Source organism: Luteimonas suaedae (assembly GCF_008312895.1).
In the GTDB taxonomy this organism is placed as follows: domain Bacteria; phylum Pseudomonadota; class Gammaproteobacteria; order Xanthomonadales; family Xanthomonadaceae; genus Luteimonas; species Luteimonas suaedae.
Genome location: NZ_VSSP01000015.1, coordinates 26,155 through 49,427, shown reverse-complemented (window position 1 = coordinate 49,427; position 23,273 = coordinate 26,155). Strand labels below are relative to the sequence as shown.

At 69.5% G+C, this 23,273-nt stretch carries 23 protein-coding genes, 1 tRNA gene and 1 riboswitch; of the genes, 20 read left to right on the top strand and 4 right to left on the bottom strand.

The window, feature by feature from the left end; all coding sequences use genetic code 11:
- Nucleotides 1–459: 459 nt before the first annotated feature.
- The gene (locus tag FXO19_RS17170) at nt 460–1,104 is read right to left on the bottom strand and encodes a phosphatase PAP2 family protein (RefSeq protein ID WP_149196341.1); all 645 of its coding nucleotides are present in this window, start codon (nt 1,102–1,104) and stop codon (nt 460–462) included.
- Nucleotides 1,105–1,293: 189 nt separating this feature from the next.
- On the opposite strand from FXO19_RS17170, the gene FXO19_RS17165 reads away from it, so the two are divergent.
- The 5 genes from FXO19_RS17165 to zapE all read left to right on the top strand — a co-directional run bounded on the left by FXO19_RS17165 (nt 1,294) and on the right by zapE (nt 5,692).
- Nucleotides 1,294–1,370: transfer RNA gene (locus tag FXO19_RS17165), tRNA-Arg, on the top strand.
- Between the two features lie 125 nt (nt 1,371–1,495).
- On the top strand, nt 1,496–2,011 hold the full coding sequence (locus FXO19_RS17160) for a c-type cytochrome (protein WP_149196340.1): 516 nt from the start codon (nt 1,496–1,498) through the stop codon (nt 2,009–2,011).
- A gap of 78 nt (nt 2,012–2,089) precedes the next feature.
- Nucleotides 2,090–3,838, top strand: a complete 1,749-nt coding sequence (locus FXO19_RS17155; protein ID WP_425481493.1) for an ExeM/NucH family extracellular endonuclease — start codon at nt 2,090–2,092, stop codon at nt 3,836–3,838.
- A 26-nt stretch (nt 3,839–3,864) separates the two neighbouring features.
- Nucleotides 3,865–4,539, top strand: coding sequence for an alpha/beta hydrolase (locus tag FXO19_RS17150; protein ID WP_149196338.1), 675 nt, complete (start codon nt 3,865–3,867; stop codon nt 4,537–4,539).
- Nucleotides 4,532–5,692, top strand: coding sequence for a cell division protein ZapE (gene zapE, locus FXO19_RS17145; protein WP_149196337.1), 1,161 nt, complete (start codon nt 4,532–4,534; stop codon nt 5,690–5,692). The genes FXO19_RS17150 and zapE overlap by 8 nt, the downstream gene beginning before the upstream one ends.
- A 126-nt stretch (nt 5,693–5,818) precedes the next feature.
- Here the strand turns inward: zapE and FXO19_RS17140 are convergent, their stop codons facing one another.
- Nucleotides 5,819–6,577 (bottom strand): AraC family transcriptional regulator, encoded by a 759-nt coding sequence (locus FXO19_RS17140; protein ID WP_223115540.1) that lies wholly within the window; start codon nt 6,575–6,577, stop codon nt 5,819–5,821.
- A gap of 178 nt (nt 6,578–6,755) precedes the next feature.
- Between FXO19_RS17140 and FXO19_RS17135 the strand changes: the two genes are divergently transcribed.
- Nucleotides 6,756–7,733, top strand: coding sequence for an alpha/beta hydrolase fold domain-containing protein (locus FXO19_RS17135; protein WP_149196335.1), 978 nt, complete (start codon nt 6,756–6,758; stop codon nt 7,731–7,733).
- Complete coding sequence (locus FXO19_RS17130; RefSeq protein WP_149196334.1) at nt 7,730–8,323, top strand: FMN-binding negative transcriptional regulator; 594 nt, start codon at nt 7,730–7,732, stop codon at nt 8,321–8,323. Before FXO19_RS17135 ends, FXO19_RS17130 begins: the two co-directional genes overlap by 4 nt.
- Before the next feature lie 171 nt (nt 8,324–8,494).
- On the opposite strand, the gene FXO19_RS17125 is transcribed toward FXO19_RS17130, so the two are convergent.
- Nucleotides 8,495–9,298 carry a fructosamine kinase family protein gene (locus FXO19_RS17125; protein ID WP_149196333.1) on the bottom strand — a complete coding sequence of 268 codons (804 nt, stop codon included), beginning with the start codon at nt 9,296–9,298 and terminating at the stop codon, nt 8,495–8,497.
- A 158-nt stretch (nt 9,299–9,456) separates the two neighbouring features.
- On the opposite strand from FXO19_RS17125, the gene FXO19_RS17120 reads away from it, so the two are divergent.
- From FXO19_RS17120 to FXO19_RS17110, 3 genes are all read left to right on the top strand, one after another.
- Nucleotides 9,457–10,230, top strand: coding sequence for a HipA family kinase (locus FXO19_RS17120; RefSeq protein ID WP_149196369.1), 774 nt, complete (start codon nt 9,457–9,459; stop codon nt 10,228–10,230).
- Entirely contained in the window at nt 10,211–10,624 is a 414-nt protein-coding gene (locus tag FXO19_RS17115; protein WP_149196332.1) for a DUF3037 domain-containing protein, read from the top strand. Before FXO19_RS17120 ends, FXO19_RS17115 begins: the two co-directional genes overlap by 20 nt.
- A gap of 22 nt (nt 10,625–10,646) precedes the next feature.
- A riboswitch (cobalamin riboswitch) is annotated at nt 10,647–10,960 on the top strand.
- A 233-nt stretch (nt 10,961–11,193) separates the two neighbouring features.
- A complete protein-coding gene (locus FXO19_RS17110; protein WP_149196331.1) occupies nt 11,194–13,620 on the top strand; it encodes a ribonucleoside-diphosphate reductase subunit alpha in 2,427 nt (808 codons plus the stop codon).
- Nucleotides 13,621–13,673: 53 nt separating this feature from the next.
- Here the strand turns inward: FXO19_RS17110 and FXO19_RS17105 are convergent, their stop codons facing one another.
- A complete protein-coding gene (locus FXO19_RS17105; RefSeq protein ID WP_149196330.1) occupies nt 13,674–14,042 on the bottom strand; it encodes a four helix bundle protein in 369 nt (122 codons plus the stop codon).
- Nucleotides 14,043–14,144: 102 nt separating this feature from the next.
- On the opposite strand from FXO19_RS17105, the gene FXO19_RS17100 reads away from it, so the two are divergent.
- From FXO19_RS17100 to FXO19_RS17055, 10 genes are all read left to right on the top strand, one after another.
- The gene (locus tag FXO19_RS17100; protein WP_255516482.1) at nt 14,145–15,104 is read left to right on the top strand and encodes a ribonucleotide-diphosphate reductase subunit beta; all 960 of its coding nucleotides are present in this window, start codon (nt 14,145–14,147) and stop codon (nt 15,102–15,104) included.
- Nucleotides 15,105–15,567: 463 nt separating this feature from the next.
- Entirely contained in the window at nt 15,568–16,896 is a 1,329-nt protein-coding gene (locus FXO19_RS17095; protein ID WP_149196328.1) for an amidohydrolase, read from the top strand.
- Nucleotides 16,897–17,245: 349 nt separating this feature from the next.
- Nucleotides 17,246–18,061: an NADPH-dependent 7-cyano-7-deazaguanine reductase QueF gene (queF, locus tag FXO19_RS17090; RefSeq protein WP_149196327.1), complete on the top strand. Its 816-nt coding sequence runs from the start codon at nt 17,246–17,248 to the stop codon at nt 18,059–18,061.
- Nucleotides 18,062–18,190: 129 nt separating this feature from the next.
- Complete coding sequence (locus tag FXO19_RS17085; protein ID WP_149196326.1) at nt 18,191–18,556, top strand: LysM peptidoglycan-binding domain-containing protein; 366 nt, start codon at nt 18,191–18,193, stop codon at nt 18,554–18,556.
- Between the two features lie 50 nt (nt 18,557–18,606).
- Entirely contained in the window at nt 18,607–19,098 is a 492-nt protein-coding gene (locus FXO19_RS17080; RefSeq protein ID WP_149196325.1) for a hypothetical protein, read from the top strand.
- A gap of 475 nt (nt 19,099–19,573) precedes the next feature.
- Complete coding sequence (locus tag FXO19_RS17075; RefSeq protein WP_149196324.1) at nt 19,574–19,987, top strand: antitoxin Xre/MbcA/ParS toxin-binding domain-containing protein; 414 nt, start codon at nt 19,574–19,576, stop codon at nt 19,985–19,987.
- Nucleotides 19,988–20,689 (top strand): RES family NAD+ phosphorylase, encoded by a 702-nt coding sequence (locus FXO19_RS17070; RefSeq protein WP_149196323.1) that lies wholly within the window; start codon nt 19,988–19,990, stop codon nt 20,687–20,689.
- A gap of 74 nt (nt 20,690–20,763) precedes the next feature.
- Nucleotides 20,764–21,141: a VOC family protein gene (locus tag FXO19_RS17065; protein WP_149196322.1), complete on the top strand. Its 378-nt coding sequence runs from the start codon at nt 20,764–20,766 to the stop codon at nt 21,139–21,141.
- A gap of 383 nt (nt 21,142–21,524) precedes the next feature.
- Nucleotides 21,525–22,598: a fatty acid desaturase gene (locus tag FXO19_RS17060; RefSeq protein WP_149196321.1), complete on the top strand. Its 1,074-nt coding sequence runs from the start codon at nt 21,525–21,527 to the stop codon at nt 22,596–22,598.
- Between the two features lie 161 nt (nt 22,599–22,759).
- On the top strand, nt 22,760–23,233 hold the full coding sequence (locus FXO19_RS17055; protein WP_149196320.1) for a metallophosphoesterase family protein: 474 nt from the start codon (nt 22,760–22,762) through the stop codon (nt 23,231–23,233).
- Nucleotides 23,234–23,273: the final 40 nt, after the last annotated feature.

The window sequence follows — 23,273 nt, the reverse complement described above, 5'->3', positions numbered from 1 at the left end:
GGGGTGAGCACAGATGGCGTTGCCGCGAGGCATGCGCCGGCCCGGACCCCGCCCGCACCGCAAGGCGAAGTAGGGCCGCAGAAGTAGGGCCGCATTCGCGGAGGAATCCGGCCTCGATCTATCGATGCGTCGCGATTAGCGGGCTTCGCTCTTGTTGCTCGCGACGATGCCCAGCGCCACGGCGCCAAGGCAGGTACCCAACGAAAGACCCAACAGGAAAATCAGCATCTTCCCCCCCTGTTGCCGGCAGATTGCCGACAAGTCCGTAACCCGATCGAACCCGCGCGGCCTATAGTTCAGCGCGGCGCCTTTGTGCCAACTGGTGCACACTTTGCCGTAACGGCGACAAAATGCAACCCGCATCGCAACAGAAGGGTGTTTCCGTACTCCTTTCGAACGAGCTTCAACCCTCATCGGGGATGACGACCTGGTCGCGTTCAGCAACTCCGCGCCTCCACGCTAGCTCCGCTCCGGTAGCCGCTCCGCCTGCCGCCATATGCGGCGCGAGTACGGCTGCTCGTTGCCCGACAGCACGATCGCAGCCTGGCGGAACCAATGCTCGGTGGGCAGCGACGGCGCGAGCCGGCTGCCGCCCCACAGTCCCACTGCCAACAGCATCGCCAGCGCAGCCGATCCACGACCCAACGGCAGCCGGATTCCGCGCACGGCGCGCAGCGCCAGCCATGCCGCCCCGCCACCGAGCCCAATCCCCGCCAGCACCTCGGACGGCGGATGCAAGCCCAGTGTGACCCGCGACAGGCCGACCAACAGGCCCAGACATAGTCCCGCGGCGACCATTGCCGTGCGCAGGCCCGGCCGTTGCGGGGGCACCAGCACCGCCAGGAACGCCGGCCAGAACCCCAGGGCCAGCACCGCATGTCCGCTGAAGCAGCTCAAGTTCCAGGCCCGTATCCCGGTGCCCCAGCCATAGAATGCGACCTTGCTGGCGGCCACCAGCAGGCTGGCCACTCCGAGCCACAACGGCCAGTGCCAGACCGCCCGCGCGGATCGTCCACCCTGGCGCGCCAGCAGCCCTGCGGTCAGCAGGGCCGCCGGCCATATCAGCAGCAGATCGCCGGCGGGCGTCCACCAGTGCCAGCCCATGCGGAGGCTCAGCCCGGACGCAGCGAACGGGCTCTGGGTCGCGCGGCGACACGGCTTGCACGGTACGGGCGCATGGATCGTCTTCCGCGGGAGTCAACGCATTCTATCTGCCCAATCCGCCGCGAGAACCATCGCAATCCGGCGTGGTAGGCAATAACGGTTCGATTTCCGCTAAAATGCGCGACCCGTGCGCCTGTAGCTCAGCCGGATAGAGTAGTGGCTTCCGAAGCCATTGGTCGGGGGTTCGAATCCCTCCAGGCGCGCCAGCTTCGCTGTAAAACCTCGCTGTGATCGCCGTCGTACGGCCGCCGGGCCGGGATGAGCCGGCTATCGCGTGTTCTATACTCCGCCGCTAGCTGTGGCCGCGCGGCCACGTGCCAAGGGTGTTTTCGTGCGCAATTACGATCTCGATTTCCTGAAGAAGTTCTCGCTGGTGATCCTGTTCCTGATGCTGGTCACCGCGGGATTGATCGGCCTGGCCGCCTGGCTGCACCGCGCGATCCCGGCCGAGGTGCCCGATGCGGTGGTCCAGCAGCGGCTCGACCGGATCGCACCGGCCGGCGAGGTCTACGCCGGCGCCACCGGCGCCGCGGCACAGGCCGCGGCCAGCGCCGCGGAAGCCGCGGCCGCGGCCTCACAGGTCGCCTACGGCGGCACCACCGACGGCTCGGTGATCTACCAGAACCTGTGTGCCGGCTGCCACACCAGCGGCGCCGGCGGCGCGCCGACGCTGGAGCGGGCGCAGTGGGACGCGCGCATCGCCCAGGGCGACGACACCCTGCACCGGCATGCGATCGAGGGCTTCACCGGCGCGGCCGGTGTCATGCCGCCGCGCGGCGGCAACCCGGCGCTGAGCGACGAACAGGTAATCGCGGCGGTGGACTGGATGATCGAGAACCTGAAGTAAGCTCGGTCCCCGGGCCGTACGCACGACGCCGCCTCCGGGCGGCGTTTGCGTTTGCGTTTGCGCCGGCCGACCGAGGAGATTCCGATGCGTGCCATCCTGCCGTTCGCCCTGGCCATGCTGCTGGCCGCCTGCGATCCGCCCGTCGCGCCACCGCAGGCGACCGGGGGCGATACCGAGGCCATCGGCGCGGTGCAGGGCGATGGTGCCCGCAGCCCGCTCGAGGGGCGCGAGGTCACCGTGGAGGGCGTGGTCACCGGCAACTTCGGCCGCCATCTGGGCGGCTGGTTCCTGCAGGACGCCGGCGACGGCAACCCGGCCACCGCCGACGGCCTGTTCGTGCTCGCCGAGAACGCCTTCGAGGTGCGCCAGGGCGAGCGCGTGCGGGTGCGCGGCCGCGTGCTCGAGCACGGCGACGGCGACGCCACCGTGACCGCGCTGCGGCCGCTCGCGGTCGAGCCGCTGGGTCGCGGCGATGTCACGGTCGTCGCCATCGCAGCGCCTCCGGACGACTGGGAACGTTACGAAGGCATGCAGGTCCGGATCGACGCCCCGCTGACGGTCAACGGCCAGCACGACCTCGCCCGCCGCGGCGCATTGGTCACCGCCTTCGACGGGCGCCTGTTCGCCCCCACCGAGATCGCCAGCCCCGGCCGCGAGGCGGCCGCGGTCGCCGCCGACAACGCTCGCCGTACGCTGCTGCTCGACGATGCCCGCGCCGACCAGGATCCCGCCCGGGTCTGGTACCTGCCCGACGATGCACAGTCGCCGCGTGCGGGCAGCGTGGTGGAAGACATCGTGGGCATCGTCGATGAACGCTTCGGCCGCTACCGCCTGCAGCTGACCGCGCCGGTCCGCCTGCAGCCCGCGCCGCGGCCGCCGCCGCCGCGGGTCGGCGGCGACGTCCGCATCGCCACGCTGAACCTCGAGAACCTGTTCAACGGCAACGGCCGGGGCGGCGGCTTTCCCACCGAGCGCGGCGCGCGCTCGCCGGCGGAACTGGACGCACAGCTCGCGCGCCTGGTGGCGACGATCGCCGCGCTCGAGCCCGACATCGTCGCGCTGATGGAGCTGGAGAACGACGGCTACGGGCCGGACTCCAGCATCGCCCGGCTGGTGGCGGCGCTGAACCGCAACGGCGGCGACTGGCGCTTCGTCGATGCCGGCTCGGGACCGGGCGACGACGTCATCCGCGTCGGCCTGCTCCATCGCGGCACGCGGATCCGCGCGGTCGGCGCGGCGGCCACGCTCGAGAGCGGACCGTTCCGCCACCGCAGCCGCGCACCACTGGCGCAGGCGTTCGTCCCGGTCGCAGCCGGCACCGACGCCGGCCCGGTGTTCACCGTCGTCGTCAACCACTTCAAGTCCAAGGGCTGCGGCGACGCCGGCGGCGACAACCGCGATCAGGACGACGGCCAGGGCTGCTGGAACGCCGTGCGGCGCGATTCGGCGCGGCAGCTCCTGGATTGGCTGGAGACCGATCCCACAGGTTCAGGCAGCGATCTTGCGGCGATCGTCGGTGATCTGAACGCCTATGCGATGGAAGATCCGATCCGCATGCTTCGCGACGCCGGCTGGCGGGATGCGCTCGAAGGCACCACCCGGCCCTACAGCTACGTCTACGACGGCCGAGCCGGCCGGCTCGACCACGCCTTTCTCAGCCCGACCTTGGCGGCACGCCTGGCAGGGGCCGCGGAATGGCACAACAACGCCGATGAGCCGGCGAACGTCGGCTATCGTGCAAGCAACGGCGACACTTCCGGCGAAGGCCCGTGGCGCAGTTCCGACCACGATCCGCTGCTGGTCGGGCTACGCCTGCGCACACCGTGAACGCCACACCCCCTATGATCGTGGCCATGGACGCCCCCGTCTTCCCCGCCGAATCGGCCGCCCTCGTCCTGCCCGGCCCGGCCGGCAAGCTGGAGGTCGCCGTCGACCGACCCGACGAGGCGCCGCCGCGCCCGCTGGTCGCGGTGCTTTGCCACCCGCTGCCGACCGAGGGCGGCACGATGCACAACAAGGTGGTCACGATGATCGGGCGCGCGCTGCGCGAACTCGGTGCGACCACGGTGCGCTTCAACTTCCGCGGCACCGGCGAGTCGGAGGGCGAGTTCGACGAGGGCAAGGGTGAGCTCGACGACCTGCGCGCGGTGGCCACCTGGGTGCGCGCGCAGTGCCCGGACGATGCATTGTGGCTCGCCGGCTTCAGCTTCGGCGCCTACGTCTCGATCCGCGCCACGGCAGACCTGCAGCCGGCGATGCTGATCTCGGTCGCGCCGCCGGCCGGGCGCTGGGATTTCGAGGACATCGAGCTGCCGGCCTGCCCCTGGCTGGTGATCCAGGGCGAAGCCGACGAAATCGTCGATCCGCAGTCGGTCTACGACTGGCTGGAAACGCGCGGGGCGCAGGCCGAGCTGGTGCGCATGCCCGACACCGGCCACTTCTTCCACCGCAAGCTGATGGACCTGCGTGGCGCGGTCAAGAACGGGGTGCGCCCCTACCTGCCTGCTCCGCCCGGCGCCCATGGCTGAGGCGGAGGCGGCGCCAACGCCATCGCAGGCCTACGACGCCGGCATCGCCCGCGACGACTGGCAGGACGACCCGGCACAGCGCGCGGTACTGCGCGAGCTCGACCGCATCCACGCGGCGCTGTCGGCCGCGCCCGCCCGTGGCGGCCTGCTGGGCCGGCTGCTCGGCGGCGCCCCCGATCCGGTGCCGGGCCTGTACCTGTGGGGCGGCGTGGGCCGCGGCAAGACCTTCCTGATCGACCTGTTCTTCCGCGGCCTGGCGCTGCGCGACCTCAAGCCCGAGGCGCTCGACGGCGCGACGCCCGAACGCGGCCGCGGCGAGGGCAAGCGCCGCACCCATTTCCACCGCTTCATGCGCGAGGTGCACGCCGGGCTGCGCGCGCACAGCGGCGAGCGCGATCCGCTGGCGGCGATCGTGCACGGCTGGCGCGAGGCCGGACTGCGGGTGCTGGTGCTGGACGAGTTCTTCGTCAGCGACATCGGCGACGCCATGTTGTTGGCGCGGCTGCTGGAGCGGATGTTCGCCGAATCGATGGTGCTGGTCACCAGTTCCAATACCGCGCCTTCCGACCTGTACCGGGGCGGCCTGCAGCGCGTGCGCTTCCTGCCGGCGATCGAACTGATCGAACACCATTGCCACGTGCTGCACATGCAGAGCGACACCGACTACCGGCTGCGCGCGCTGACCCGCTCGCCGGTGTACCGCGCGCCGCTCGACGACGACGCGGACGCATGGCTGCAGCGGCGCTGGCGCGAGCTCGGCGGCGATGACGGCCACCGCGACGCCGGCATCGAGGTGGAGGGCCGCCGCATCGCGGTACGCGCGCGTGCGCCCGGCATGGCCTGGTTCGACTTCGATGCGTTGTGCGAAGGCCCGCGCGGCGCCAACGACTACATCGAGATCGCGCGCGAGTTCCACACCGTGCTGCTGGGTGGCGTGCCGGTACTGGACGGCCGCCGCGACGATGCCGCACGCCGCTTCGTCACCCTGGTCGACGAGCTCTACGACCGCCACGTCAACCTGGTCTGTACCGCTGCCGCCGAGCCGCCGGAGCTCTACGTCGGCGAGCGCCTGCAGGGCGCCTTCGAACGCACCGCCTCGCGCCTGATCGAGATGCGCAGCGCCGAATACCTGGCGCGCGAACACCAGGGCTGACGATCGCGCGGCGGCCGGCGCCGGCGCCCTCCCCGCAACCATCCTCCGGCGATACCTGCTGGCCGGCCCGTGGCGCTACGCCGGCGACGGCTTCCGCCATTCCCGCACCGGCGCGAGCCGCGTCGCTCAGCGCGAGGCGTAGGCGCTCGGCGGTTCACCGAAGGCGCGGTGGAACATCGCCGTGAAGGCGCTCGGACTCTCGTAGCCGACCTCGAGTGCGACCGAGGTGATCGTACGCCCGGCGGCCAGCAGCGACACCGCCGCCATCAGCCTGACCTGCTGGCGCCACAGCGCGAATCCCATGCCCAGTTCCTGCTTGAACGCGCGCGTGAACGTGCGCCGGCTCATGCCGATCAGCGACGACAGCGCATCGATGTCGCGGTGGTCGGCGGGATTGGCGATGATGGCCTTGCACAGGCGCACCAGCCGAGGGTCGGTGGGCATCGGCACGTGATAGGGAGCGCTCGGCATGCGCCGGATCTCGTCGAGCAGCAGGTGGACGATCCGGCCCTCTCGACCCTCCAGGTCGTACTCGGCCGGAAACTTCACGACCTCCAGCACCAGCGCCTTCAGAAAATCCGAGACCTCGAGCACCCGGCAGCTGTTCGGGTCGGTGTCGTACAGCGGATCGATGTACAGCGTGCGCAGCGACACCGCGCCGCGGCACGATACCTCGTGCACCATCTCCGCCGGCAGCCACACGGCCCGCTGCGGCGGGATCACGAAGCTCGTCTGCGGGGTGACCACCGACATCACGCCCGCGCAGGCGTACAGGAACTGCGCGTGCGCATGGCAGTGCCTGGGGTCGACGAAACCGGCCGGGTATTCGTCCTCGAGCCCGATCATCGGCCTGGCCTTTAGTGGATAGTCCTGGCTGTGCTTCACCGCGCAGGCCTCCCGATGCCCCGTCGTTCCACCCGATCTGACCGCAATTGCCGCGGTCGCGCAACGCCGCCGTCCCGGCCACGCGCACATCTGGCCCGACCGCAAGAGTCTTCGGCCTGCGCCGGCCAGACGCTGGCGCGCCAGGGACGGTAACGTCTCCCCTCCGAGGGGAGGAGCCATGAGCAGTGCCAGCGAACAGCCCCATGCCGCAGGCCAGGATGACGTCGATCCGGAGATCCGCGTCTTCCTGCAGCGGATGAACGCCGGGTACGCGGCGTTTCCCGACTTCGCCTCGGCGTCGCTGGCGGAGGCGCGCCGCATCGCCGAACAGGTGCGCGCGCCGTGGGCAAGCGGGGGCCCGGAGATGGCCGCGTCGCCGGAACTGCGCATCGGTGCCCTGCAGACCCGCGCGCGCATCCTGCGCCCACATGCCGACGACGGCCCCCTGCCTTCGCTGGTCTATCTGCACGGTGGTGGCTGGACGATGTTCAGCATCGACACCCATGACCGCCTGATGCGCGAGTACGCCGCGCGCGCGGGGGTCGCGGTGGTCGCCGTGGACTACAGCCTGTCGCCGGAGGCCAGGTTCCCGCGCGCCATCGAGGAAACGGTGGACGCGATCGAATGGGTGCGCCAGCACGGTGCGACCCACGGCCTCGACACGTCGAGGATCGCCGTTGGCGGCGACTCCGCCGGCGCCAACCTCGCCATCGCCAGCCAGTTGCGGCTGCGTGACCTCGGCCGGCCGATGCTGTCGGCGATGCTGCTCAACTACGGCGTCTACAGCGATCGGCCGACGGCATCGTGGACACGCTACGATGGCCCGTCGTACATGCTCGAAGCCGACGAGATGCGCCGTTTCTGGAACAACTACCTGCGCGGCGACGCCGACCGCAACGACCCGCTCGCGATCCCCATGCGCGCCGACCTGCGGGGATTGCCGCCGGCGTTCATGGCGGTCGCCGAGTGCGACATCCTCGCCGACGGCAACCATGCCATGGCCGAGGCGCTGCGCAGCGCGGGCGTCGACGTCGAGAGCCACACCTACGCGGGCGCGACCCACAGCTTCCTCGAGGCGATGTCGATCTCCCGCCTGAGCAACCGCGCACTGGACGACGCCGCGCGCTGGCTGAAACCGAGGCTTCTCGCGGCATGAGCCCGGCATTCGCCCCGCGCAGCGACGAAGACGTGCTGGCCCTGGTCAACGCCTATCCGCTCGCCTGGGTCGTTCCGCTGGAGGCGGATGCAGCGGCCACGCCCCTGCCGCTGCTCGCCGAATGCAGCGACGACGGCCGCATCGTCTCGCTGTTCGGCCACCTTGCCCGCGGCAATCCGCTGGTCGCCGGGCTGCAGGCCGCGCCGCGGGCGCTGCTGCTGTTCCAGGGGCCGCAAGGCTATGTCGCGCCGCGGCTGGTATCGAACCCGACCTGGGGCCCGACATGGAACTATGCGGTGGCGCGCTTCCACGTCCGGATCGAGTTCGTACCCGACGAGACCGACGACGCGCTCGAACGCCTCGCCCGCCACCTCGAAGCGGGCCGCGCCGACCCGTGGACGGTCGACCGCATGGGCGCACGCTATGCACCGCTGCGCGAACGGATCATCGCGTTCCGCGCACATGTCGAGCGCACGCATGCCACCTTCAAGCTCGGGCAGGACGAGGCCCCCGGCACCTTCGACGAGATCGTGGGCGGACATCCTGATCCCGAGCTACGCGAATGGATGCTGCGCATGCGCGGCGACTGAGCGCAGGCAACGACCCGGGCACCCGCACCTCGCGTCCGTGCTGCTGGCCGTTGCCTTGGCCTGTTTCGCGTCCCGGCTTGCGCGGGCGACGATCCCGATGCCAGTACCTACCGCCCGACCGACGCATCTACGGCGACGGGCCCGCGCCGCGCCAATGCGGCGTCCGCGAGTTCATGGCGCTCGCAGGACGCGCCGCACCGCCTCCAGGTAGCCGCGGCCGAACAGGTTGAGGTGGTTGAGCAGGTGGTAGAGGTTGTACAGCGGCGCGCGCGCGCGCCAGCCGGCGTCGCCGCCCGCCGCCTCGTGGTAGGCATCGAGGAAGCCCGCCGGCGGTTCGCCGAACAACGTCAGCATCGCCAGGTCGGCCTCGGCCCAGCCGTGATGCACCGCGCCGGCGTCGATCAGCGCCAGCTCGCCGTCGCCGCAGGCATGCAGGTTGCCGCGCCACAGGTCGCCGTGCAGCAGCGCCGGCGGCTGCGCCGGAATGCGTGCCGGCAATGCGGCGCACAGGCGCTCGACCGCGGCGACGTCGGCACGGTCGAGGCGTCCGCCGTCGCGGGCGCGGCGCGCCTGTGGCAGCAGCCGGCATTCGGCGAAGAAGCGCCAGCCGTCGGCCATCGGCGTGTTGGCCTGGGCGCTGTTGCCGCACCAGCCGTCGCGGTCGAGACCGAAACGGTCTGCGGCACACGCATGCTGCCGCGCCAGCGCGCGTCCGGCGCGCGCCCAGGCCGCTGGCGACGGCCGGCCGCGGCCGAGATCCTCGAGCACCAGCGCGTCGTCGGCGAGCGCGATCACGGCCGGAACCCGCAGCCCACGCGCTTCGCGCAACAACGCCAGGCCATGGGCCTCCATCGCGAAGAATCCCGCCGGCGCATCGCCGCGTCGCTTGGCGATCACGGCGCGGCCGTCGGCCAGCACCAGCGCGTGCAGGCCGTCGCCGCAGGCATCGAGACGGGTGCGCAGGTCCGCGTCCATGCCGCGATTGTCGCCTGCCGGACCCGGCGGCGCCGCGCCCGCAGACCGCCGGTGGCCTCGGGAACCGGCGCCGCCTCGCGGAGGCGCCGTCGGTCGACGCCCCGGCGCACGGCAGCGGCGACGGGTACCATCTGCGGCCTGCCTTCGGGAGCCCGACCCTGAGAACGGTCCGCACCACCCGCTATGTCACGCCGCTGCGCGAGGGCGGCTCGCTGCCTGCGGTGATCGAGGCCGACGACGAGGGGATGTACGTGCTCAAGTTCCGTGGCGCCGGCCAGGGGCCGAGAGCACTGGTGGCCGAACTGATCGCCGGCGAACTCGCGCGCTCGCTCGGGCTTCCGGTGCCGGAGATCGTGAAGATCACGCTGGACCCGGAGCTCGCCCGGACCGAAGGCGATCCCGAGATCCAGGCGCTGATCCGCGCCAGCGCCGGACTCAACCTCGGCCTGGACTACCTACCCGGCGCGATCGCCTTCGACCCCGTGGCCGACCGACCCGACAGCGACCTCGCCTCGGCCATCGTCTGGTTCGACGCCTATGTCAGCAACGTCGACCGCACCGCGCGCAATCCGAACCTGATGATCTGGCATCAGCGCCTGATGCTGATCGACCATGGCGCCGCCCTGTACTTCCACCACGACTGGGACAGCGCCGGCAAGGCGGCTGCTAGTCCATTCCCGATGATCGTCGACCATGTGCTGCTGCCGTTCGCGGACACGCTGGAAGCGGTGGACGCGCGGATGGCGGCGGCACTGGACGAGGCCCTGATCCGGCGCGCGATCGACCTGGTGCCGGACGAGTGGCTGGACGAGACCGCGGAGGTCGCGACGGTGCAATCGCGCCGCGACGGCTACATCGAGCACCTGTGCCGGCGCCTGCAGGTGCGGCACGTCTTCGTGGAGGAGGCCCTGCGTGCACGCGCATCTGTATGACTATGCGGTGATCCGCGTCGTGCCGCGGGTCGAGCGCGAGGAGTTCGTCAACGTCGGCGTGCTGCTGTCCTGCCCGGCGCTCGGCTTTCTCGACGCCGCGGTCGCGCTGGCGCCGGCACGGCTGCGCGCGCTCGACCCGACCGTCGACCTCGACGCCCTGCGCCGCCATCTCGATGCGATCGTGGCGGTCTGTCGTGGTGGCCCGGGCAGCGGCCCGATCGGGCAATTGCCGCCACGCGCGCGTTTCCATTCGCTGACCGCCCGACGCAGCGCCGTCATCCAGATGTCGCCCGTGCACACTGGGCACTGCGATGCCGATCCCGCCATCACCCTGCGACACCTGATGCAGCGGATGGTGTTGCCGCCCGCCGCAACGGACGCGCACCACATTTAGCGTTGACGGATCATGGCTCCCCCACTATCTTGTGGTCGTCGGTTCCGGCGGTCGCTACCCGCCGGATGAAAACGGGAAGCCGGTGACGCCCATCGAACCAGGATGCGGCCAGTCCGGCACTGCCCCGCAGCGGTAATTGGGAACGACCCCGCCACAGAGCACTGAGGCACAGCCTCGGGAAGCGGCGGGCTAGGAAAAGCAGGAGTGAGTGGAGAGGAGTGAGAAACGAGTAAAAGCAGGGCGGCCGCGTCGGGCGCTGACTCGTTTCTCACTCCTCACTTCTCACTCTTCGCTCCGCCCGTAAGTCCGAAGACCTGCCGACAGCCGCGCGAAGCACGACGCGCGGTGCCGGCTGCGGATTCTCCGGGGGGAGATGGCTGGCGAAGCAGACGCGCGGCCGTCCGTCACCGGATGCGGTCGCGACCGCTGCGACGCCGCTTTCCCATCCTGCGACGAGACCGCGCGCCCGAGGGGGCGAGGCCGCGACGACGTCATCGCCGTCGCGCGCCCGTGTCCTCTGCCGCCTGCGCGGGTCAGGCGGCTGTGCGTCCCGCATGGAGAACACCGAAATGAACCAGAACGACGCCGTCGCGACCGTCGAACCGGCCGCGCAGCAGGATCCGTCCTTCCTGCTGACCCCGCCGCCCACCGCCACCGCGATGCACGTGACCAAGCGCAACGGCAGCCGCGAGCCGGTCGACCTCAACAAGATCGTGCGCGCGGTACAGCGCTGCTGCGAAGGGCTGCACGCGATCGATCCGATGCGCGTGGCCACGCGCACCATCTCCGGCCTCTACGACGGCGCCAGCACCCGCGAACTCGACGAGCTGTCGATCCGCACCGCGGCGCTGCTGACCGCCGAGGAGCCCGAGTACAGCCGCCTGGCCGCGCGCCTGCTGGCCAACGTGATCGGCAAGGAGGTGATGGGACAGGAGATCCACGCCTTCTCGCAGTCGGTGATGCGCGGCCACGAACTCGGCCTGATCAACGACCGCCTGCTCGACTTCGTGCAGACCAACGCGCGCAAGCTCAACGACGCCATCGACCCGGCGCTGGACATGGGCTTCGACTACTTCGGCCTGCGCACGTTGTACGACCGCTACCTGCTGCGCCATCCGCATGCGCGCAAGGTCCTCGAGACCCCGCAACAGTTCTTCATGCGCATCGCCTGCGCGCTGAGCGAGGACGTGCCCGAGGCGCTGGCGCTGTACCGGCGCATGGGGCAGCTGGACTACCTGCCGAGTTCGCCGACGTTGTTCAACTCCGGCACCACCCACGAGCAGCTGTCGAGCTGTTTCCTGCTCGACTCGCCGCAGGACACGCTGGAGTCGATCTACCAGCGCTACGGCGACATCGCCCAGCTGTCGAAGTTCAGCGGCGGCATCGGCGTCAGCTACACCCGGGTGCGTTCGCGCGGATCGCTGATCAAGTCGACCAACGGCCACTCCAACGGCATCGTGCCGTGGTTGAAGACGCTCGATTCCTCGGTGTCGGCGGTCAATCAGGGTGGAAAACGGAAGGGCGCGGCCTGCGTGTACCTGGAGCCCTGGCACGCCGACGTCGAGGAATTCCTGGAGCTGCGCGACAACACCGGCGACGACGCGCGCCGCACCCATAACCTCAACCTCGCCAACTGGATCCCCGACCTGTTCATGCAGCGGGTCGAGGCCGACGCCGAGTGGTCGCTGTTCGATCCGCGCGTGGTGCCGGCGCTCACCGACCTGTACGGCGAGGCGTTCGAGCGCGCCTACGTGCAGGCCGAGCAGCAGGGCAAGGCGGTGCGCACGGTCAAGGCGCGCGAGCTGTATGCGCGGATGATGCGCACCCTGGCGCAGACCGGCAACGGCTGGATGACCTTCAAGGACACCTGCAACCGCGCCGGCAACCAGACCGCAAAGGCCGGCAACGTGATCCATCTGTCGAACCTGTGTACCGAGATCCTCGAGATCACCTCGGCCGAGGAGACCGCGGTCTGCAATCTCGGCTCGATCAACCTGGCCCGGCATTTCGACGACGACGGGCAGTTCGATTTCGACAAGCTGGCCGAGACCGTGCGCCTGGCGGTGCGCCAGCTCGACCGCGTCATCGACCTCAACTTCTATCCGATCGAGTCCGCGCGCCGCGGCAACCTGCGCTGGCGCCCGGTCGGCCTGGGCTGCATGGGCCTGCAGGACGTGTTCTTCCGTCTGCGGCTGCCGTTCGACGGCGAGCAGGCGCGGGCGCTGTCGGCGCGCATCGCCGAGGAGATCTACTTCCACGCGCTGGAGACCTCGTGCGAGCTGGCCGTCGAACGCGGCCGCCACCCGTCCTTCGCCGACACCCGCGCCGCCGACGGCGCGCTGCAGTTCGATGCCTGGGGCGTGACGCCGGCGGACACCGGGCGCTGGGAGGCGCTGCGTGCGCGCATCCGCGAGCACGGCCTGCGCAACTCGCTGCTGATCGCGATCGCGCCGACCGCCACCATCGCCTCGATCGCCGGCTGCTACGAATGCATCGAGCCGCAGGTCAGCAACCTGTTCAAGCGCGAAACGCTGTCGGGCGACTTCCTGCAGGTCAACCGCTACCTGGTCGAGGAGCTGAAGAAGCTGGGCCTGTGGACGTCGGAGATGCGCGAAGCGATCAAGCGCGCCGAGGGCTCGATCCAGGGCGTGGCCGAGATCCCGGACGTGCTGCGCGCGATCTATCGCACCGCCTGGGAACTGCCGATGCGCGCACTGATCGACATGGCCGCCGAGCGCGGCGCCTTCATCGACCAGAGCCAGTCGCTCAACCTGTTCATGGAGAGCCCGAAGATCGGCGCGCTGTCGTCGATGTACATGCATGCCTGGAAGCGCGGCATCAAGACCACGTACTACCTGCGCTCGCGGCCGGCGACCAAGATCGCCAAGGCGACCATCGGCGGTATCGCGGCCGAGGCGCCAAAACCGGAGGTCGCGCCCACCGACGCCATCGCCTGCTCACTGGAGAACCCGGAGGCCTGCGAAGCCTGCCAGTGAAATAGGAGTGAGAAATGAGGAGTGAGAAATGAGTAAAAGCAGAAAACAAGCGGTCACTCGTTTCTCGCTCGTTCGTTCCTGCTCCTGCGTCGCAGGGTCGTCAGCATGCGGCTGACTTCATCCAGTTGCTGCCGGAGTCTCGCTGTACTCGGCTCCGGAAACCAGCCGAGCTGCTCGCACAAGGTCAGGAGCGTTTCCAGTTCAGCCGCCGAACCTTGGGCGATCGCCAGGAACTGGGCCTTTTCCTTCTTCGATTCCCTCGTCCAGCCCTCGGCAATATTGCAGGGTACTGACACCACTGCCCGCGTCATCTGGCTGCGGACGCCATAGGTTTCTTCTCGCGGCAGCAAAGGCACCAGCCGGTACGTTTCCTGCGCAACCTCCATCGCCTTACTCCATACCACCGTCTTCCGGTAATGCATATGACCTCCAATGTCGGCACAGCGCCATCATCTCTCGTTTCTCACTCCTCTTCACTCACTCCTCGCCTTCTCGATCCCGGCTTCGAACTCACCCTGCGCCCCATGCGCTATCCGCAGTTCTACGAGATGTACCGCGACGCCATCCGCAATACCTGGACGGTGGAGGAAGTGGACTTCTCGCTCGACACCCACGACCTGAAGCACAAGCTCGGACCGGCCGAGCGCCACCTGATCGAGCGCCTGGTCGCGTTCTTCGCCACCGGCGACTCGATCGTTTCCAACAACCTGGTGCTCAACCTCTACACCCACATCAACGCGCCCGAGGCGCGCATGTACCTGTCGCGGCAGCTGTACGAGGAAGCGCTGCACGTGCAGTTCTACCTGACGCTGCTCGACACCTACCTGCCGGACCCGGACGCGCGCGCCAAGGCCTTCGCCGCCACCGAGAACATCCCGTCGATCCGCAAGAAGGCTGAGTTCTGCTTCAAGTGGATCGACTCGATCCAGGACCTGCGACGGATCGAGACACGCGAACAGCGCCAGCAATTCCTGCTCAACCTGGTGTGCTTCGCCGCCTGCATCGAGGGCCTGTTCTTCTTCGGCGCCTTCGCGTACGTCTACTACCTGCGCTCGCGCGGGCTGCTCAACGGCCTGGCCGCCGGCACCAACTGGGTGTTCCGCGACGAGAGCTGCCACATGGCGTTCGCGTTCGAGGTGATCCGCACCGCGCGCGAGGAGGAGCCGGACCTGGTCGACGAGGTCTTCAAGGCGCAGGTGGTGGAGATGCTGCGCGAGGCGGTCGACTGCGAGGTCGCGTTCGCCGAGGATACGCTGTCCGGCGGCGTCGCCGGGCTGTCGATCAAGGACATGCGCGAATACCTGCAGTACTGCGCCGACCAGCGCCTGGCGCAACTGGGATTTCCCAAACACTTCGGTTCGCACAACCCGTTCGGCTTCATGGACCTGCAGGACGTGCAGGAGCTGACCAACTTCTTCGAGCGGCGCGTGTCCGCCTACCAGGTCGGCGTGCAGGGCGAGGTGGCGTTCGACGAGGCGTTCTGAGCGGTCCCGTCCGGGCGGTGATGCGTTCCGGATCCAGGGCGCCGATCCCGTAGGAGCGCGCCATGCGCGCGAAACCGGCATCGTCGGCCCAGTCGGCACGGCTTCGGCAACCGCAGCGTGTCCGAAACCGCTACCGTATCGTCGTTTGGCGCGGACATTGCGCGCATGGCGCGCTCCTACGGAACAGCCGCCTTCGTAGGAGCGGCCCATGGCCGCGAAGCCGCGGGAGGCTCCGGCGGGGGTCGGCGGCGATTCCGGGCGCGTCCGAACCCGCCGGCATCGCGCGCATGGCACGCTCCTACGGAGGCGGCTGTGCCCGGCCGCCGTCAGGATCTCGGCACCGATCGCCACGGGGAGAGTCCCCAAGAGAGGCGCGTCGGGCACGCGCCGGCGATGCGGGACGGTTTCACGACATTTAGACGCTCGGGTTAGCATCGCCCGGTCCCTTGCCTGGAGTTCGCCGATGTCCGTTTGTGTCCGTTTCGCCGCCGCGCTGCTGGCGATCGCATCCTTCGCCGCGGCGACAGCGGCCGCCCAGGACCCCGCCGCGCCGCGCGCAGAAGTCGTCACCGCCGCGCAGGCGCTGCAGGACAAGGTGGTCGCCTGGCGCCGTGACATCCATGCGCATCCCGAGCTCAGCAATCGCGAGACGCGCACCGGGGAGCTGGTCGCCGAGCACCTGCGGTCGCTGGGACTGGAGCCGAAGACCGGCATCGCCCACACCGGCGTGACCGCGGTGCTCAAGGGCGGCAGGCCCGGCCCGCGCATCGCGCTGCGCGCCGACATGGACGCGCTGCCGGTCACCGAGCAGACCGGGCTGCCGTTCGCCTCCAAGGTCACCGACACCTACCGCGGCCAGACCACCGGGGTGATGCACGCCTGCGGCCATGACGCCCACACCGCGATCCTGATGGGCGTGGCCGAGGCACTGGTGGGCATGCGCGAGGAACTGCCGGGCGAGATCCTGTTCGTGTTCCAGCCGGCCGAGGAGGGCGCGCCCGAAGGCGAGGAGGGCGGCGCGGCGCTGATGCTGAAGGAAGGCGTGTTCGAGGAGTTCACGCCCGACGCGGTGTTCGGCCTGCACGTCTTCAGCACCCTCAACGCCGACCAGGTCGGCGTGCGCGCCGGGCCGATGATGGCCGCGTCCGACCGCTTCGGCCTGAAGGTGATCGGCCGGCAGACGCACGGTTCGCGGCCATGGGGCGGGGTGGACCCGATCGTCGCCAGCGCGCAGATCATCTCCCAGGCGCAGACCATCGTCAGCCGGCAGATGGACATCAGCAAGCAGCCGGTGGTGGTCACCTTCGGCGCGATCAACGGCGGCATCCGCTACAACATCATTCCCGACGAGGTGGAGCTAGTCGGCACCATCCGCACCTTCGACGAGGACATGCGCAAGGACGTGTTCGCGCGGCTGAACCACATCGCCGAGCACGTGGCCGCCGCCAACGGCGCCACGGTCGAGGCGCAGATCCCGGCGGACGCCGGCAATCCGGTCACCTTCAACAACGAAGCGCTGACCGAGCGCATGCGCCCGAGCCTGGCCGCCGCGGCCGGCGCCGGCAAGCTGGTCGAACTGCCGCTGATCATGGGCGCCGAGGATTTCTCGCTGTACGCGCAACAGGTGCCGGGACTGTTCTTCTTCGTCGGCGCCACGCCGGTGGGCGAGGATCCGGCCGCGGCGCCGAGCAATCATTCGCCGCAGTTCGACGTCGACGAATCCGCGCTCGACCTCGGCTTCCGGGCGATGCTGCAGGTGGCACTGGATTACCTGCACGACGGCGAGAGCTGATCGTCGCGCATATCCGTTCGTAGGAGCGCGCCATGCGCGCGATGCCGCGGGCACGGCTGCGCCAACGCATTCGCGATTCCGGCGCGCCTGCCGCACCCTTCCGGCACCCGCACCGCCCGGATGCGCCGTGCTGGTGACGATCCCGGGCATCGGCGGTTCCGTCGCGAGCCGGAGGGCGCGCGGGTGACCGGAATCCCGTGGCGGCGAAATGCCCGCGGCATCGCGCGCATGGCGCGCTCCTACGGGCGGCGGCTGGAATGCCGGAAGGCGCGCGCGTGGCCCGTTGGACGGCAGCGGGCGGTTCATGTCGCGGCGTAACCGTGGCGACCGGCGGCGCTAAAATGGCGCGATGGATGCCCCCCGTACCCCGGTCCTCGGCCGCGAGACCGCCTACCCACGCCACTACGACGCCTCGCTGCTGTATCCGATCGCGCGCAAGCTCGGCCGCGATGCGCTCGGCCTTGGCGATGCGCTGCCGTTCATCGGCCACGACCGGTGGCACGCCTACGAACTCGGCTGGCTCGATGCCCGCGGCAAGCCCCGGGTCGCCACCGCCACCTTCACCGTGCCGGCTGATTCGCCGCGGCTGGTCGAGTCGAAGTCGCTCAAGCTGTACCTCAACTCGTTCAACGCCACCCGCTTCGACAGCGACGCCGACGTCCGCGCGCGGATCGCCGGCGACCTGTCGCAGGCCGCCGGCGGCGCGGTGGCAGTTGCGTTCGGCCTGCCGGCCGGCGATGCAGATGTCGACGCAGACACCAGCATCGACGCGCTCGACATCGACATCGACGCTTACGGTCCGCCCGACCCCGGCCACCTGCGCGCCGATGCCGCCGATCCCGGGGACGAAACACTGCGCTCGGACCTGCTCAAGTCCAACTGCCCGGTCACCGGCCAGCCCGACTGGGCCAGCGTGCGCATCGCCTACCGCGGCCCGCGCATCGATCGCACCGGCCTGCTGCGCTACCTGGTGTCGTTCCGCGACCACGCCGACTTCCACGAGCAGTGCGTCGAACGCATCTTCGTCGACCTGCTCGCCCGCTGCCGCCCGCAGTCGCTGTCGGTCGAGGCGCGCTACACCCGGCGCGGCGGGCTCGACATCAATCCCTGGCGCGGCACGCCCGGGCTGGCGGCCCCTGCGCCGAGGCGCGAATCGCGGCAGTAGTCGCGCCGGCGCAGGCAACGGCGCCCCAACCGCAATGAAATTCCCACATCGGGTTCACGGTGCCGCAATGATTCCTTAACAGGCCGCGTGGGACGCTCACGCCTGCAATCCGGCAAGCGGAGTCCGTCCATGAGCAAGCCCCCGAAATCCGACGAGCCCCAGACCCTGTCGCCGTCGACGGGCAGCGGCAAGGCTGATTTCTCCAAGGTCGGCAGCCGCGTCGACAGCACCGAGGCGGCGGCCCCGCAGGCGGATTTCAGCAAGGTCCGCTCGTCCACCGATTCCACCGAAGCGGGTGCCGGCAACACCCGCAGCCACACCGTCGCGAAGGGCGACACGTTGTCGCAGATCTCCAAGCAGGTCTACGGTTCGGCCAAGCACTGGAAGGCGATCTTCGAGGCCAACCGCGATCAGCTGGACAACCCCGATCTCATCCATCCCGGGCAGACGCTCCGGATTCCGGACCTCGACGACGACGCGCCCGACGCGGCTTGACCGCCCCACCTCGTTTCCGCCTTATCCGGCCACACACAAGGAATGCCGCCATGCAGCGCCTCACCCCGATCCTGACCGCCGCCCTGTTCGGCGCCATCGCCCTGGCCGGCTGCCGCCAGCAAGAGGACACCGCCGCCACGCCGACGACGCCACCGGCCACCGAACCGGCACCGGCCGCCGAGCCCGCCGCACCGGCCGCCAGCGCCACGGTCATCGACGTCCAGCTCGGCACCGAAGCCGCGGAGAACGCGCCCGTCGCCGAACCCAAGACCAGCTTCGCGCCCACCGACGACACCATCATCGCCTCGGTCAGCACCGCCACCAGCGATCCCGGCGCCAACGTCGACGGCACGCTCGTCGCGCGCTGGACCTACCAGGATGGCCAGCTGGTCGACGAGAGCAGCGAGACGCTCAGCTTCAGCGGCACCGGCGTGACCAATTTCCGCATCAACAATCCCGAGCCGTGGCCGGAAGGCAAATACAAGCTCGAGATCCTGCTCAACGACGCCGTGGTACAGACCCGCGAGTTCACCGTCGAGTAACCGCCGAATCACCGATTTCATCGCCGCAAGGCGGGCAAGCACGGGCGCGACGCGAGTCGCGCCCTTTTTTTCGCTCGTCTCCCCTGGGGACTGTTGCCCGCCAGCAAGGCTGCCACCGTAGGAGCGCGCCATACGCGCGATGCCCCGCCATTGCCGCGCCGACGCAATTCGCGACGCCCGCGCGCCTGCCACGCCCTTCGGCATTCGAATTGCTGTACCGCATGCGCCCCTGCATGCGATGCGGGTGACGTCCACAGGCCCCAGCCATCGGCGCTCCGGTCGCGAGCCGGCAGGCGCGCCGGTGGCCGGAATCCCGGGCCGGTGAAATGCCCGCGGCATCGCGCGCATGGCGCGCTCCTACGAAGAGGGGCCGCCCCCGGAGTGTGTCTCCCGGCCCTGAACAAGATTCCACAGCCTCCTGGATTTTGGGGTTATATCTCCTTATTATGTTGCCACGTACACAGGCGACCCTCTCATGTCCACACCCGCCCACGCCCTCCCCGGTATCCCCGACCTCGCCCGGGATGACGCTCGCCGCGATCTCGCCCGGATCCTCGCTGCCCTGTTCGAGCAATGGGCGCTGCCGACCGAACAGCAGCTGGCCCTGCTCGGCATGAGCCCCGAGAGCCGCAAGGTCCTGGCGCAATACCGTCGCGGCGAACGCGCGCTGCCCAACAGTCGCGACACCCTCGACCGCGCCGGCTACCTGCTCGGCATCCACAAGGGCCTGCGCCTGCTGTTCCCCGAGGATCCGGAGCTGCGCTTCGGCTGGGTGCGCCGGCGCAACCGGATGCTCGACGGGCGCACGCCGCTCGAGGTGATGCTCGAGGAAGGCCTGGTGGGGCTGGCGCGGATCGCGCGCTTCGTCGATTTCCAGCGGGGCCAGTAAATGTCGCTGTACGACCGGCTGACCGACTTCGACGGCCGGCTGCTGCGCAACATCACCTCGCTGCGGGTATCGGCGGACCTGTTCGACGACCTGGTGCCCGACGGCGCCGGCCGCGCCGCGGCACTGGCCGCGGACCTGCGCATGCGGCCGGCCCGCACCGGCGTGGTCGACCGCGGCCTGCACTACTCGCAGGCCATCGGCTATCCCTTCACCAGCGACGGCACCGTCGCCAGTCGCTACGGCGACGGCAGCGTGCGCGTCTGGTACGGCGCCCTGGACGCCGCCACCGGCATCGCCGAGACCTGCTGGCACCAGCTGCGGCAGCTGGCCGCGATCGAAGGCGTGACCGCGCCGGTCACCCGCTACCGCGCGGTGTACGAGGTGCGCGCCCGCGGCCTGTTCCTGGAACTGCGCGGCAAGGAGGCCGAACACCCCGAACTGCTCGACGACGACTACGCCGCCACCCAGGCCATCGGCAAGCACGCCGCCGCCCAGGGCCTGCCCGGCCTGCTGTATCCCTCGGCGCGCTGGCCGGACGGCAGTTGCCTGGCGGCGTTCCGCGCCGAGCCGCTGAGCCAACCGCTGCTGCAGCACTACCTGACCTATCGCATCGATGCGATCGCGCAGACCGTCACCGTCGAACGCACGCCCGGCGTGGTGGAGCGCATACTGCATGTGAGCGATCTGCGGCGCAATCGATAGCCGCGTCGCCGTCACCGGTCTTCTACGCCCGCGACATACCCTGTGGGCGTTCCCATCCGGCACAGGAGCGCCGCATGATCCATCACGTCTCGCTCGGTACCAACGACGTCGCGCGCGCCCGCGCGTTCTATGACCCGGTGCTCGCCGTCGTCGGCCTGCGCCTGCTCGAACAGGACGTCGGCGAACTGCACTACGGTGCCGGCACCTTCCTCTTCAGCCTGGTCACCCCGGTCGACGGCACACCCGCGACCCCGGGCAACGGCGTGCACATCGCATTCGCGGCCGGCAGTCGCGCGCAGGTGGACACGTTCCATCGCGTGGCCCTGGACAACGGCGGCGTCAGCGACGGCGTCCCCGGGCTCCGACCCGAGTACAACCCGAACTACTACGGTGCGTTCGTCCGCGATCCCGACGGCAACAAGATCGAGGCCGTGACCTACTCGGGCAGATGAGCGCACCCTGCAGCAGCGGCACCTGAGGGGTGGCGGTTTACCGCTGCCGGACAGTCGTCTTTCCTGTGGGCGTGGCGACGGGACGGCATACCGCCGCCATTCCCACAAGATCCGGACATGGTCGCGCCGATGATCTGCATCTGCCGATCTCCGACGCCCACGTCCCGTTGCAGCCCGGCGCATCACCCGGTTAGCCGCGGATTGACAGGCGCTTGATCGCGCACGCGCGACGATGGACGCTCTCTCGCCAAACGCCCATGGCCTTCGAACCGCAATCACCGGGTATCCGTCGCCAGGGAACGGCGCCCCCCGGATGGTTTCATGACACCATCCGCCTCCCGGCGGGGCGTCCTGCGGCAACGGGCCAAGATGCGCCGCCGAACATGACCAGCGATTCATTCTCGACCTCCACCATTCGCGCGGAAGACAAGGCGGCCTGGAAACGGGCCGTGGCCAAGTATCAGCAGCCGTCGACGTCCCGTGCGCTATGGCAGATCACCAACACCTTCGTCCCGTACGTGCTGCTGTGGTACCTGATGTATCTCAGCCTCTCGGTTTCGTGGTGGCTCATCGTGCCGCTGGCGGTGCTGGCGAGCGGCTTTCTGGTGCGCATCTTCATCATCTTCCATGACTGCGGGCACGGCTCGTACTTCAAGTCCGGGCGAGCCAACGACATCGTCGGCTTCATCGCCGGCATGCTGACGTTCACCCCCTACTACCAGTGGCGCTGGGAGCACGCGATCCATCACGGCACGGCCGGACACCTGGACAAGCGCGGCACCGGCGACGTCTGGACGATGACGGTGCAGGAATACCTGGATGCGTCCCGATGGAAGCGGTTCGCCTACCGCCTGGCGCGCAATCCGTTCGTGCTCTTCGTCATCGCGCCCTTGTACATGTTCGTGATCGAGCAGCGGTTTCCTTCCGCCAAGTCGAATCCGCGCGAGCGCCGCTCGGTCTGGTGGATGAACCTGGCGATCCTGTGCATGGCGGTCGTGCTGTCGTGGATCTATGGCATCGTCCCGTACCTGCTGATCCAGCTGACGGTCACCATGATCTCGGGTGCGATGGGCGTCTGGCTGTTCTATGTGCAGCACCAGTTCGAAGACGCGTACTGGGAGCGGGGCGACGACTGGGACTACACCGCGGCCGCACTGCAGGGCAGCTCGTTCTACAAGCTGCCGAGGATCCTGCAGTGGTTCTCGGGCAACATCGGCTTCCACCACATCCATCACCTGAGCCCGCGCGTCCCCAACTACCACCTGCAGAAATGCCACGAGGCGGATCCGATCTTCCAGCGGGTCAAACCATTGACGCTGTCGTCCAGCCTGAAATCCCTGGCGTTCCGCTTGTGGGACGAGAAGGCCAAGAAGCTGGTCGGCTATGGGCGCATGCGGCAACTTCGAAGGGAACAACGGCACCGGACTCGCACCGGAGACGAAGCGCGTGACGACTGAGCGGCGGGCCATCACGCTTTCCCCGATGCCGGCTCCGGAACCGTGTGCTCCTTGGAGAAGCGTCGACGCGATCCTGCCGATGGACCGGCAGTTCGCCTCGCCTGCTCGACCTGTGACGAAGATCGCTGCGCAGGCATGACACCGAGCCGAGCGAGCCGCCAATGATCCGCATAGGCCTCATCTCCGACACCCATGGCCTGCTTAGGCCCGAGGCGCAGGCCTTCCTGCACGACTGCGACCAGATCGTCCACGCCGGCGACATCGGCCGGCCGGAGATCCTGGACGAACTGGCCGCGATCGCGCCGCTCACCGCGATCCGCGGCAACATCGACGTCGCCGCCTGGGCCGCGGACGTTCCCGAGACCCTGCGCGTGGAGCTGGCCGGCCTCCGCTTTCTGGTACTGCACGATCGCAACCAGCTCGATCTCGACCCTGCGGCCGCCGGCATCGACGTGGTGGTCTCGGGGCATTCGCACAAGCCGCTGATCGAGGAACGCGACGGCGTGCTGTACGTCAATCCCGGCAGCGCCGGCCCGCGGCGCTTCAAGCTGCCGGTCACCGCGGCGGAACTGCGGGTGTCGGACGGAGCGGTCACGCCGCGCATCGTGAACCTGCTGGCGGACCACGGACGCTAGGCGGACCCGCACCTCCCGCATCCGGTCCCGCCTCGCATCG